11 protein-coding genes and 1 pseudogene are annotated in these 12,145 nt (G+C 73.1%); 7 read left to right on the top strand and 5 right to left on the bottom strand.

What is annotated here, in order from left to right; translation table 11 throughout:
• Both KUM44_RS04880 and KUM44_RS04875 read right to left on the bottom strand, forming a co-directional pair.
• Window positions 1-655 (bottom strand): annotated as a pseudogene (locus KUM44_RS04880) (hypothetical protein); the annotation flags it as partial.
• 69 nt (window positions 656-724) lie between these two features.
• Entirely contained in the window at window positions 725-1,921 is a 1,197-nt protein-coding gene (locus KUM44_RS04875) for a PP2C family protein-serine/threonine phosphatase (protein WP_217206493.1), read from the bottom strand.
• 111 nt (window positions 1,922-2,032) lie between these two features.
• On the opposite strand from KUM44_RS04875, the gene KUM44_RS04870 reads away from it, so the two are divergent.
• Window positions 2,033-2,497: a hypothetical protein gene (locus KUM44_RS04870; protein ID WP_217206492.1), complete on the top strand. Its 465-nt coding sequence runs from the start codon at window positions 2,033-2,035 to the stop codon at window positions 2,495-2,497.
• 63 nt (window positions 2,498-2,560) lie between these two features.
• On the top strand, window positions 2,561-3,487 hold the full coding sequence (locus KUM44_RS04865) for a hypothetical protein (RefSeq protein ID WP_217206498.1): 927 nt from the start codon (window positions 2,561-2,563) through the stop codon (window positions 3,485-3,487).
• 224 nt (window positions 3,488-3,711) lie between these two features.
• On the opposite strand, the gene KUM44_RS04860 is transcribed toward KUM44_RS04865, so the two are convergent.
• Window positions 3,712-5,043 (bottom strand): PLP-dependent aminotransferase family protein, encoded by a 1,332-nt coding sequence (locus tag KUM44_RS04860; protein WP_217206497.1) that lies wholly within the window; start codon window positions 5,041-5,043, stop codon window positions 3,712-3,714.
• A gap of 99 nt (window positions 5,044-5,142) precedes the next feature.
• Here KUM44_RS04860 and KUM44_RS04855 point away from each other — a divergent pair, with 99 nt between their 5' ends.
• Together KUM44_RS04855 and KUM44_RS04850 are read left to right on the top strand one after the other, a co-directional pair.
• The gene (locus KUM44_RS04855) at window positions 5,143-5,958 is read left to right on the top strand and encodes an alpha/beta fold hydrolase (RefSeq protein ID WP_217206491.1); all 816 of its coding nucleotides are present in this window, start codon (window positions 5,143-5,145) and stop codon (window positions 5,956-5,958) included.
• 247 nt (window positions 5,959-6,205) lie between these two features.
• Window positions 6,206-6,661 (top strand): hypothetical protein, encoded by a 456-nt coding sequence (locus KUM44_RS04850; RefSeq protein ID WP_217206490.1) that lies wholly within the window; start codon window positions 6,206-6,208, stop codon window positions 6,659-6,661.
• A 159-nt stretch (window positions 6,662-6,820) separates the two neighbouring features.
• On the opposite strand, the gene KUM44_RS04845 is transcribed toward KUM44_RS04850, so the two are convergent.
• A complete protein-coding gene (locus KUM44_RS04845; protein WP_217206489.1) occupies window positions 6,821-7,021 on the bottom strand; it encodes a hypothetical protein in 201 nt (66 codons plus the stop codon).
• Between the two features lie 189 nt (window positions 7,022-7,210).
• On the opposite strand from KUM44_RS04845, the gene KUM44_RS04840 reads away from it, so the two are divergent.
• Window positions 7,211-8,152, top strand: coding sequence for an endonuclease/exonuclease/phosphatase family protein (locus KUM44_RS04840; protein ID WP_217206488.1), 942 nt, complete (start codon window positions 7,211-7,213; stop codon window positions 8,150-8,152).
• Between the two features lie 32 nt (window positions 8,153-8,184).
• On the top strand, window positions 8,185-10,155 hold the full coding sequence (locus KUM44_RS04835; RefSeq protein ID WP_374202013.1) for an FUSC family protein: 1,971 nt from the start codon (window positions 8,185-8,187) through the stop codon (window positions 10,153-10,155).
• Window positions 10,156-10,336: 181 nt separating this feature from the next.
• Here KUM44_RS04835 and snpA read toward each other — a convergent pair whose 3' ends face one another.
• Window positions 10,337-11,011: a snapalysin gene (gene snpA, locus KUM44_RS04830; RefSeq protein WP_217206485.1), complete on the bottom strand. Its 675-nt coding sequence runs from the start codon at window positions 11,009-11,011 to the stop codon at window positions 10,337-10,339.
• Between the two features lie 172 nt (window positions 11,012-11,183).
• On the opposite strand from snpA, the gene KUM44_RS04825 reads away from it, so the two are divergent.
• A complete protein-coding gene (locus KUM44_RS04825) occupies window positions 11,184-12,143 on the top strand; it encodes a LysR family transcriptional regulator (protein WP_217206483.1) in 960 nt (319 codons plus the stop codon).
• Window positions 12,144-12,145: the final 2 nt, after the last annotated feature.

The raw sequence follows: 12,145 nt of genomic DNA, 5'->3' as shown, positions 1-12,145 counted from the left end.
GGCGGGGCGGGATCTGGGGTGGGGCGTAGGCCGTCAGCACGATGTCCGTGCCGACGCCGCCCTCGCGCGAGATCCGGGTCAGCGCCTGCTGGTGCAGCTGGTCGAGGGAGGGGCGGTGGCCGCTGCGGAGCAGGGTCGCGACGGCCTTCATGTACGCCGGTCCCGCGACGGTACGGCGGCTCGGGGGCGGGGCGACACGGCCGTAGACCGCGGTGTTGCGCCCGGAGTCGAGGGGGTTGGCAGCCAGCCACTCCCAGGTCTCGGCGTCGGCGTGCAGGTCGAGGAGGAGGGACGTGGAGCCCGGTGCGCGCAGGCGCAGTTCCTCGCGGAACCAGTGCCAGGGAAAGCCGGTGTAGCGGACCGTCGACGGCGTCGTCCGGGCCAGCGCGAGGTGGGGCAGGTGCTGGCGGCGGTCGAGGTGGAGCTGGCCGGTGACGAAGAGGGTGAGCGGGGCCGGGGACGCCGCCGCGGCGCGCAGGCGGGTGAGGACGGCCTGCGGTTCGAGGGGGTCGGCGAGTTCCACGACGTTCGCCGTGTCCGTGCCGGAGAGCACCGTGGGCGGCACGGCGGCGAGGACGGGAAGCACGGAGGCGGCGTCCACCAGACAGCCCTTGCCCGCCGGGGCGGCGGCCAGCAGCAGCACGGTTCCGGGCATCGGTCCCTCCCCATCCCCCGTCGATCACTTAGGGCAGCACCGTAACCGCTGTGGCTGCAAAGCGGGATCTCAGGACTCTTTGCGCCCTATTCCGTCCGTATTCCCCACACCAGTTCTCCTCCGCCGCACCGCGAACACCGTCGTGTCGTCGGCCAGATGCCCGCCGCAGTGCCTGAGCGTGCCGTCCCGCACGAAGTCGACCAGGCGCCGGGGCCGCGCGACGTCCGGGTCGGCGGCGACGGCGGCCGCGACCTCGGCGTCGAGCGGGTAGAAGACGTCGTCGCCGTTTCGGGCCTCGGTCACGCCGTCCGTGGTCAGCAGCAGGGTCTCGCCGGGCCGCAGGGGCACCCGCTGCACGGACGGAGGGCCGTCGACGGGATCGAGTTCGCCGAGGCCGAGAGGGAGGCCGTGCCGGCCGGGCGGCAGGGACCGCACGCCGTCCGGGCCGACGACCAGCGGGCACTCGTGGCCGAGGACGAGGGCGTCCAGCGCGTCCGGCTCGTCGTCGGGGAAGCCGATCAGGACGGCGGTGGCGAACCGGTCGCCGTCCTGACTGCCGAGGGCCGCCCGCATACGGGTGTGCCGCTGCATACGCACCTCCAGCCGTACGGCGACCGTCGCCAGGTCCGGTTCGTGGTACCCGGCCTCGCGGAACGTGCCGAGCAGCGCGGCCGCCGCCTCCACCGCCGCGAGCCCCTTGCCCTGGACGTCACCGAGGATGACGCGGGTGCCGTACAGGCCGGTCTGGATGTCGTAGAAGTCGCCGCCGACCCTGGCCTCGCTGTCGGCGGCGAGATACACCTCCGCGTGGTCGAGGCCGCCCCAGCCCGCCGGCAGCGGGCGCAGCACGGTGCGGCGGATCGTCTCGGCGACGTCCTGGATGTGCAGCATGCGCTGCTCCTCGCGCACCCGGACCGCGCAGGCCAGCGTGGCGAGGACGCCGCCGATGCCGGCGAGGACGAGGTCGGGGGTGCCCGCCTGGTACTCGTGCGGCAGGGCGGCGTCCGCGGCGAGGTAGGTGGCGGGCGCGAGCACCGCGAACACGGCCGTTCCCCACACCCCGCAGATCGTGGCGGCGATACCGGGCACCAGCACGATCCAGGACAGGATCCGGAAGCCGCTGCCGGTCCTGAAGTCGACCAGCACGATGGCGACGAGCAGCAGCAGCGGCGGTACCCAGGCGGCACTGCGGCCGCGCACGCGCAGCAGCTCCGGCCGGCGGGCGGCGCCCTGCGGGCCGGCTCCACCCTCGCTGACGGCCCTCATGAGCCTCAGACAAGCACGCCGGTCAGCGCGCCGCATCCGGGTGCCGACTTGCCGGCGAGCCGCTTGAGGTGTGCCCTGGATGGCGGGGCGAGGAGAGAGAGGAGTGCTCTCATGGCTCATGCGGCACCCGCGCCCGGCGGACGGACCGTGACGGCGCGAACGGGCACGGCCGGCACGAGGGGTCTGCCCGATGTGTTCAGTGCGCGGACGCACCGCGCGATGAGCGTGGTCGTACCGGTCGTCCTCGGGCTCGTCTACGGCTACTGGGCCGCGGCGAACCGGCGCTCCGGCGGCGAGATCACCGGCTGGAACCTGCTCTTCGGCTTCGTCACCGCGGCCGCGTTCATGGTGTTGTACGTGGCCGTCCGCGCGGTCGCCTCCCGGGCCATCCGCGAGGTGCACGCGATCCTGTGGGCCGCCTTCACGGGCGGTACGTTCGGGTTCCTGTACAGCCAGACCGACGCGTCGGTCCTCAGGTCCTCGGCGATGGGGCTCGTGATCGGCGCGGCCTGCTTCGCCGTGCTGTTCTACCGCTACTACACGCACGAGGACGCGCAGGGTCACCGTCTCGCCTGAATCATGCGCCCGTATGCAGGCACGAGGCTGGCGCGCACGCTCTCGTGACCCTTGTCTGGAAGGGTGCTCACCCGGCTGCGGAACGCCCTGTCGGCAGCGCTGATCGCGCTGGCGTGCCTCCTCGTGCCGTTCGGCGTGCTGGCGGCGTGGGTGACGTACGGGCTGGCGGACACCGGTCGCTATGTCACCGCCATGGCGCCGCTCGCCGCCGATCCGGCCGTGCAGGGCGCGGTCGCGGACACGGTCGGGGCCGGGATCATGCGCGAGATCGACGAACGGATGGAGGCGTCCCCGGCGTCGCCCGCGTCGCCCGAGCCCGGCACCGTGCGGCCGTTCGCGCAGGACGCGGTGCGTTCCTTCACCCGGACCGAGGCGTTCCGTACGGCGTGGGAGGCGGGCAACCGGGTGGTCCACGACGCCGTGCTGAGTGCCCTCCGGGACAGGCGCGAGCGCGCGGTCACCGTCGACCTCGCGCCGGTCACCGCGCAGATCAAACGCCGGCTCACCGACGACCACGTCCCGCTGGCCCACCACATCCCGGTCGAGCACACCGAGGTCGCGCTGCTCCCGGCCCATGACGTGCACCGCCTCAGGAAGGGGTACGAGGTGCTCGAAGTCGCCGGCTTCTGGCTGCCCGTCTCGGCGGCGGTCCTCGCCTCGACCGGCATCGCCGTCGCCGCCTGCCGCCGCCGCGCGGTCACGGCCACCGCGCTGGGCACGGCCCTGGGCGGCGCGCTCCTGCTCCTCGCGGTGACGATCGGCCGCCGCCTCACCCTGGCCGACCTCGCCGACCCGGCCCATCGCCCGGCCGCCGCCGCGATCTACGACGCCCTGACGACGACCCTGCGCTCGGTCTCCTGGCTCCTGATCGCCCTCGGCCTCGCCGTGGCCCTCACCTGCCGCCTCACAGAACTCCTCGCACAACGCCGACAAGCCGCCGCAACGCCCACCGCAGATCCGGCTCGGGAACCGACCCGAGCCCGAGCCTGACGGCGACCCTGCGCTCAGACTCCTGGCTCCTGATCGCCCTCGGCCTCGCCGTGGCCCTCACCTGCCGCCTGACGCAGTTCCTCGCGCAACGCCGACAACCCTCCGCGGCACGCACCGCGGATCCGGCCCAGGAGCCGACGAGGGCCCGAGCCTGACGGCGGGCGGTGCGGCAGGCCCCCGCGGCCGATCGCCCCCGCCCCGACCGCGCATCCCGCCCGCAGCGCTCACACCCCACCGCGCACGACCCCGGCCAACACCCGCAAAGCCCCCCGCAGAGCCACCTCGCTCACCGACCCGAGCCCCAGCCTGACGGCGTCCGGAGTGCGGTTCGGGCCGGCCGCGAACGCGGGACCCGGTGTCACCGCGACGCCCTGCGCGGCCGCGGCGGCCGTGAAGGTGTCAGCGCGCCACGGGGCGGGCAGCTCCCACCAGGCGTAATAGGCGCGGGGGTCGGACCGCACGGTGAACCCCCGCAGCTCCTCCTCCACGATCCGCTGCCGGCGCGCCGCGTCCGCTCTCTTGCCCTCGACCAGCCGCTCCACCGTCCCGTCCGCGATCCACCGTGTGGCCACCTCCACCGCGAAGCGCCCCGCGCTCCACCCGCCGGACCGGACGGCCGCCGCCACCGCCTCGGCCCGTTCCTCCGGTACGACGACGAAACCGACGGTGAGCCCGGGGGCGACGCGCTTGGAGAGGCCGTCGACGACGTGGGTGAGGCCGGGGGCGTGGGCGGCGAGGGGGTCGTCGTCCGTGAGGAAGGACCAGATGCGGTCCTCGACGACCGGGATGTTCAAGTCGGTCGCTGTGCGGGCCAGTCGGTGTCTGCGTCCGGGGCTCGTCGTCACCGACGTCGGGTTGTGCAGGGTCGGCTGGAGGTAGAGCGCGGCCAGGGGAGCCGTGCGGTGCGCGGCGGCCACCGAATCCGGGCGCGGACCTTCCTCGTCCGTGACCAGCGGCACCAGGGTGATGCCCAGACGGGTGGCGATCTCCTTGACCACGGGGTACGTCAGCGCCTCGACGCCGACCCGGCCGCCGGGGCGGACCAGGGAGGCGAGGGTGGCGGCGACGGCCTGGCGGGCGTTGCCGGTGAAGACGATCCGGTCGGGCGTGGGGCGCCAGCCGGGGGTGGCGAGGAGGGCGGCGGCGGCCTCTCGGGCCTCGGGTGTGCCGGTGGCGGCTGCGGGACGGAGGGCCTCCGCCAGGACGTCCGGGCGCAGCAGCGGGGCCAGGGCCGGGGCGAGGAGTTCCGACTGGCCCGGCGCGGAGGGGTAGTTGAGCTCCAGGTTGACCGGCGCGGCGGTCGCGGCCTCGACGAGCGCCCGCTCACCCGGCCCCGCAGGCGCGGCCCGCACGAACGTCCCGCGCCCGACCTCGCCGACGACCAGACCCCGCCGTACGAGTTCGGCGTACACCCGCCCCGCCGTGGACCCGGCGATCCCGCGCCGCCGCGCGAACACCCGCTGCGGAGGCAGCCGTTCACCCGGCTGAAGCCGTCCGTGGGCGATGTCGTCGGCGATGTGGTCGGCGAGACGCCGGTAGTCGTCCCGGTCGTCCATCGTCCGGTTCACGTGCTCCCCCTGTGCAGACACCTCGGATTGCACCGAGGGCAAAGATCTTATTGCACCGAGGAGTTGAGCCGATCTAGGGTCGTCTCCATGAGCCCCTTCCTCGCATACGAGGACAAAGGCGTCGATACACCTTCGGCTACGGCGACGGCCACGGCCCCGTCGGCGACCCCTCTTGTCCTCGTCCACGGCCACCCTTTCGACCGCACGATGTGGGCCCCGCAGATCGAGGCCTTCTCCCCCACCCGCCGGGTCATCGCCCCCGACCTGCGCGGCTACGGCGCCTCCCCGGTCGTCCCGGGCATCACCCCGCTCTCCGTCTTCGCCGGGGACATCGAGGCCCTGCTGGACGACCTGAAGGTGGAGACCTGCGTGCTGGCGGGCCTGTCGATGGGCGGCCAGATCGTCATGGAGTGCTACGCCCGTTTCCCCGACCGCATCCGCGGTCTGGTCCTCGCGGACACCTTCCCGGCGGCGGAGACGGCCGAGGGCAAGCGGGCGCGGGGCGCCATGGCCGACCGGCTGCTGCGCGAGGGCATGCGCGGCTACGCCGACGAGGTGCTGGAGAAGATGGTCGCGCCGTACGCGGCCCCCGAGGTCAAGGCCCACGTCCACCGCATGATGACGGCGACACCCCCCGAGGGCGCCGCGGCGGCCTTGCGCGGCCGCGCCGAACGCCCCGACTACCGCACCCTGCTGACCCGCGTCACGGTCCCCGCCCTGGTCGTCGTGGGCGCCGACGACACCTACACCCCCGTCTCCGACGCGGAGGCGATGCACACCGCGCTCCCCGACTCGGCCCTCCGGGTGATCGAGGGGGCGGCGCACATGCCGAATCTGGAGCGGGCGGGGGAGTTCAACGAGGCGCTGGGGGAGTTTCTGGCGCGGGTGGACGACAGCCGTTAGAGAGACACTGCTCCTCGCCGGCCCTGGAGGGCTGCCCGGACAACGCCAACGCCCGTCTGTCACTGTTCCTCGCCGAACACGTCACGCTCGGACCACAGGAACTCAACGACACCGAAGAGGACTTCAAGCTGTCCTGGGGGCCGGTGAACGAGGCGATCCAGGCCGCGTAGGACGGCCGGTTCCGCCTCCCCGGCGGCCCCCTCGCCCTGCTGCTCGCCGACCGCACCCAACCCAAAGGGGTACCTGAATGCTGAAACGTACGGGGACTGTCGTGGCCGCTGCTGCCGTTGCCGCACTTGCCCTCCCCGCCGACGCCCACGCCGCCGCCGTCGCCTGCGGCGGGTCCGTCTCGACCCAGGGCATCTCCGGTAACGGCTGTATCAGCGCGGAGCGGTGGAAGGACGGCCACGTCTTCTTTCGGAACATCACCGCGCACACGGTCCTGACGAATACCCGCGCGCGAGCCTCCTGGGTCGAGTACGAGGCGTACTTCCGCGTCGTCTCGGGCGGTCACTGGGTGAAGATCGGCAACGGGCGTACCGTCGTCCAGCGACGGTCCACGGTCGGCCCCATCGCCATCGGTTCCACGGACCGCGTCTGCGGCCCGGTCAACGTCAAGGTCGAGATCCGCGTCCATGTCAGGCCCGCGGGGGGCGCCTGGTCCAACTGGAGCAGCGCCGCGACCTCCCAGTGCCAGACCTGACGCTCCCAGACCTGAGCCTCAGCACACGCAGCGCCCCCGCCTCCGCGACCAGGAGGACGGGGGCTCTCGTGTTTCTGCGGAGGAATCAAGCGGCCACGGCCCGGAAGGAAAGCACGGACGCGACGCCATCGTCGACGTCCCGCCTGGTGTCCCGTCCGCTCACGACCCGCTCCCGGCCATGTTCATCAGGGCCACGAGCAGCACGAACGCAATCGCCACGCCCTGGACGGCATTCCCCCAGCGAGGCATGGGAGCGCCCCTCCTGGCAGCCGATTGCCTGGCCGTGAAGGCGACCAGCAGCCCGACGACCGCGAGGGGGGCGAGCAGCAGGGTCAGCCAGTCGATCTGGACGCGCGTCATCTCGGGTCTCCTTGCTCCACTGTTTCCCACTGTTCCGCTGGTGACCGGCGCCTCATCATCGGCGTGGGACCCCGGGACCCCTCCCGGTCCACGCAACCTCCACCCCACGACCTCCGTCTTTGAGGGAGGATTCGGGCACCTCAGCCACGACATCGCCCAAGACACCATCCACGAGCGGAAGGCCAGGACGTGAAGACTGCGGCTCTCTGGTCGGCCGGGCTGCTGTTCCTGGGCGTCAGCGTGGTCGTCGGATGCCGGGTCGCCGATGCCGACGGGGTCACCCCGGTCCCGCAGTTCCTCGCGTTCCTGCCGTGGCTGCTCGCGCCCGTGGGCCTCGGGCTGCTGGTCGCCGTGCTGTCGCGCTGGTGGGTCGGCGTCGTGTGGGCCGTCGGGCTGCTGGGGCTGCTGGCCTGGTTCATCGAGCCGTACGGGAAGGCCGGTCAGCCCGACGGGCGTCCGCTCGCCTCCTTCCGGGTCCTGACCTCGAACGTCGAGTTCGGGCAGGCCACCGACGCCCTCGTCGCCGCCGTCCGCCGCGAGAAGCCGGACCTCGTGTTCGTCCAGGAGTGCGAGTACACCTGCGACGCCGGGCTCAAGGAGGCCCTGGGCGCCGACTACCCGCACCGGGCGGCACAGGTGGCCGCCGGCTCGGCGGGGTCGGTCGTGCTCAGCCGCTTCCCGCTCGAGTCGGCCGACGGAGTCGACGGCACCATGGCCATGCCCGGCGCCGTCGCCGACGTACGCGGACATGCCGTACGGCTCCAGCTCGCGCACCCCATGCCCCCACTGCCCGGGCACGTCGACCTGTGGCGCCGGGAGCTCGGTGAGCTGCGGGACTTCGCCGTGGAAGACCCGAGGACGCCCCTCGTCGTCGCCGGGGACTTCAACGCCTCCCAGGACCACGCCGCCTTCCGCCGCATCCTGGACACCGGCCTGCACGACGCCGCCCGGCTCGCCGGCCACGACCGCACACCCAGCTGGCCGGCCCGCACCACCCCGGCCTTCGGCGCGCAGATCGACCACGTGCTCCTCTCCACCGACTTCTCCGCCCACACCGCCCGCTTCCTCGACCTGGCGGACACCGATCACCGGGCCCTGCTCGTCGACGTCACGCTTCACCAGCGGGGATGAGGTCGACGGCACGCTGAACGAGGGTGCTGATAATGGGGCGCATGTCCCGCGCCCGCGAGTTCTCCATCGGCCTCACCCCTCCCGACTGGCTGGTGCGGAACCTCAGGGCCCAGCCGGCCCCCGTCAACCGGCCCGCCGTGGTGCGCGCCGCCATCGCCATCGCCCTCCCGCTGGCCATCGGGCTGGCCGCCGACCGCCCCTTCTACGGTGCCCTCGCCTCGATGGGCGCCCTCAACGGCGTCATCAGCGACACCGCCGCCGCCTACCGCGTCCGCATCCCCACCATCGCGATCCCCCAGCTCTTCGGCGCCGTCGGCATCACGCTCGGTGCCGCGGTGTACGGCCACGGCTGGGCCGCCGTCGTGGCCGTCACCGGCGTCGCGCTGGTCTCCGGGATGATCTCGACGATCGGCGCGGTCGCCTCCGCCGCGGGCCTGGTGCTGCTGCTGACCAGCGTGGTCGGCGCGGGCCTTCCGATGCCGGGCGCCTGGTGGCTGGCACCGCTGCTGATGTCCGGCGGCGGCCTGCTGGTCCTGCTCCTCGCCCTGCTCGCCTGGCCACTCAGGTCGGGCGTGCCGGAACGGGCGGCGGTCGCGGACACCTACCGCAAGGTCGCCGAGCTACTGGAAGCCGGAGAGGAGCGCGGCGCCGGCAGCACCCTGGCGTACGACGACGCCCGGCACGCCGTCACCCAGTCCCTGAACCAGTCCTACGACATCATCCTCGCCCACCGCGCCCGCCATCACGGCCGCAGCCCCGAACTCACCCGTCTGCTGGCCCAGTTGAACGCCATCACCCCGGTCGTGGAGGCCGCCCCCGCCGCCCGCCTCAGCGGCAGCCCCCTCCCGCCCGAGGTCCCGGAGGCCGTACGGCACCTGGCCTTTGCCGTGGAGAGCGGCTACACCGGCCCGACAGGCCTGAGGCTCCCGACCCCGACCACCGAGACGGCCCGCGCGGTCGACCACGCCCTGCGCCACACCGCCGAGGTCGTCGCCGGCCCCGACGTCGACCCGCGCGGCATCGACGACCGCCTCGGCCGCCCGGCCGCGCTCGGCATCCGCGCCGCCCGCGCCCTGCGGGGCGTCACCCTCTCCGCCGCCTCCTGGCGCTACGGCCTGCGCCTCGCCCTGTGCATCGGCCTGGCCCAGGTACTCGTCTCGATCGTCCCGGTCCCCCGTTCCTACTGGGTCGCCCTCACCATCACCTTCGTCCTCAAGCCCGATTTCGGCTCGGTCTTCTCCCGCGCCCTGCTGCGCGCCCTCGGCACGGTCGCCGGGCTGGTGATCGCGGCGGCGGTGCTCGCGCAGGTGCCGCGCGGCTGGTGGGACGTACCGGTGCTGTTCCTGCTAGCGCCGCTGGTCCCGGCGCTCACGCCACGCGGCTACGGCTACCAGACGGCCGCCATCACCCCGGTGATCCTGCTCCTGTCGGACGTCCTGAACCGCCAGGGCACCGCCCTGCTGCTGCCCCGCCTGGTCGACTCCCTCATGGGCTGCGCCATCGCCCTGATCGCCGGGTATCTGCTCTGGCCGGAGAGCTGGCGCACCCGGGTCGGCGACCGCCTCGCGGACGCCGTGGAGGACACGGCCCGCTATGTGGAGGGCGCCTTCGGGCCCGGTGCCGTCGACCCCGCGGCCCGCGCCCGCATGCGCCGCCGCCTCTACCGCAACCTCTCCGCCATCCGCACCGAGTTCCAACGCGCCCTGACCGAGCCCCCGCCCACCGGCCGCCGCGCCGCCGCCTGGTGGCCCCTGGTCGTCTCCGTCGAGCGCATCGTCGACGCGACGACGGCGGCCCGGGTCAGGGTGAAATACGGCTCGGCTCCCCCGTCGGCCGCCGAGGTCACCCAGATCGCCCTCCAGCTGAGGGAGTTGGCGGAGGGCGTACGAAAGACCGAAACCCTGTACGCGGTCCGCACCGACCTCACCGGCCCATCGGGCAGCGTCCTGGAGCCCCTGCGCCAGGAGGTGGCAGCGGCAAGAGCAATCGCCTCGCCTCATTAGGACTGCCTGGGCGCAACGCCCCCCCAGGGGCGCGGGGAACTGCGCGACAAGCCACGACGAACCCGCAGCCGCCCAACAAGAGGAACCACCCGAGCTACTGGGCGAACTGTCCAAAAAACGGCGCGGCCGCCCCGTGCAGGAGGGCGACCGCGCCATGTGGGGGGGTGGAACCGGGGCAGACCTATCGACCGACCTTCTCCAGCGCCTTGTCCATCGCGGCAGCGAACCCGTTGGCCCACAGCTGATCCACGCGGGCCCTCTCGTTGGCATCCGGGACGGAATTCGTGCAGGACGGACCGGGCCCGCCCCCCGACATCAGCTCACTGCACGGCCCCTCGTAGTGGTCCGGCAGCCCCAGCACATGCCCCGTCTCGTGCGCGGTGACGCGAGTCGAGTCGTACTCCTTGTTCTGCTGGTAGTCGAGGAAGATGTAGCCGTTGCCGTGACCGTCGGTCGAGGCGTAGGAGCCGCGCGAGTCGTTGCCCTCGCGGTAGGTGAAGTCGGCGTTCGAGCCCTGCTGGAGCTTGACGTTGGACACAGCGCCGTTCCATATCTCGGTGCTGCGGGCTATCTGCGCGCTGAACGTCGGCGCCGCGGAGGCGTCGTAGGTGACGGTGACGGCGGCGGCGCTCGGGTCCGCGGCGCGCTTCTCGGCGACGGACTTCAGGACCGCCTCGAAGAACGCCCGGCTGCCGTCGGCCTCCGCGGACTTGGCGACGTAGCCGGCCTGGGCGGTGTGGGCGGGGGCCGCCGTGGCCGGAGCCGCCGTACCGAGACCGAGGGCCGCGACACTGAGGCCGACCGTCACCGCCGTACGGGCGGACAGGGACTTGGACGTGAACGTGGAGATGCGCATTGATGACTCCTGGGTGGGGGGTGAGTCGTCAAGGCGAGTGTCGGCGCCTGTGAGGCCGCTGTGATGATGGCAATCGGTGATAGCCCCGCCCTATCGGGGCCCCAATTGGCAGGGATCGGGGGGGATTTGTGCGGCTGGTGAAACCTGTTGTTCCGCTTTAGTGTGCGAGGGCATGGACCTCGAGGTGAGACACCTCCGCGCGCTGTGCGCCATAGCGGACACCGGCAGTCTGCACCGGGCCGCACGCCAGCTGGGCGTCGCCCAGCCGTCGCTCAGCACGCAACTGCGGCGGATCGAGCAGGAGCTGGGCGGCGCGCTGTTCGTCCGCGCGAGAACCGGCTGCCGGCCCACGCCGCTGGGCCGGCTGGTCCTCAGCCGGGCCCGTCCGCTGGTGGCCGACATGCGTGCCCTGGTCGCGGAGGCGAGGGCGGCCGCGGTGGGCGGTGCGGAGCTGCGGGTCGGGTCGACGGCGAGCAAGGCCCTGGCGGGCTGGCTGCGCCGGCTGCGCGGCCACGGCCAGGATCCGACCCTGCACATGAACGTCTCCCCGAACGCCCTGCTCCGCATGGTCGCCGACGGCCAGCTGGACGTCGCCTTCGTGCACGAGGTGGAGGGCTGCCCGTTGCGCATCCCACCCGAGCTTCGTCTCCGCGTGCTGATGGAACGCGAGCCGCAGTTCGTGTCGCTGCCGACCGACCATCCGGCCGCGGCGAAGGCGGAGGTCGCCCTCCCTGATCTGGCCGACGACCGCTGGATGGTCGACCCGACGGTGGACGGCGAGTGGGACGCCGTGCAGCGGATGTTCCGCGCCGCCGGGGTCAGCCCGCATGTGCTGCACGGCGACTACTACACGGCCGACGCCCTGGTCGCCACCGGTGAGGTGGTCGCCGTCTGCCAGCCGACCCACGCCGACAGCCCCACCATGGCGGTACGGCGCCTGCACGGCGACCCCCTGGGCGTACGCCTGCTCCTCGCGGCCCGTACGGAGACGGACCTGGACGGGGTCTATCCCGCGCTGGAGGAGGCGTACTGGGAGGTGGCGCGGCAGGCGCCGGCGTACCGGGAATGGCTGGAACGGGAATGGCCGGAACACGACGGTGAGCGGCAGCCGCCGGTCCCAGCCCTCCCGTGATC

Origin of the sequence: Streptomyces sp. AC550_RSS872 (assembly GCF_019049285.1) — a bacterium.
Lineage (GTDB): Bacteria > Actinomycetota > Actinomycetes > Streptomycetales > Streptomycetaceae > Streptomyces.
This window is presented reverse-complemented; position numbering and strand designations above follow the sequence as displayed.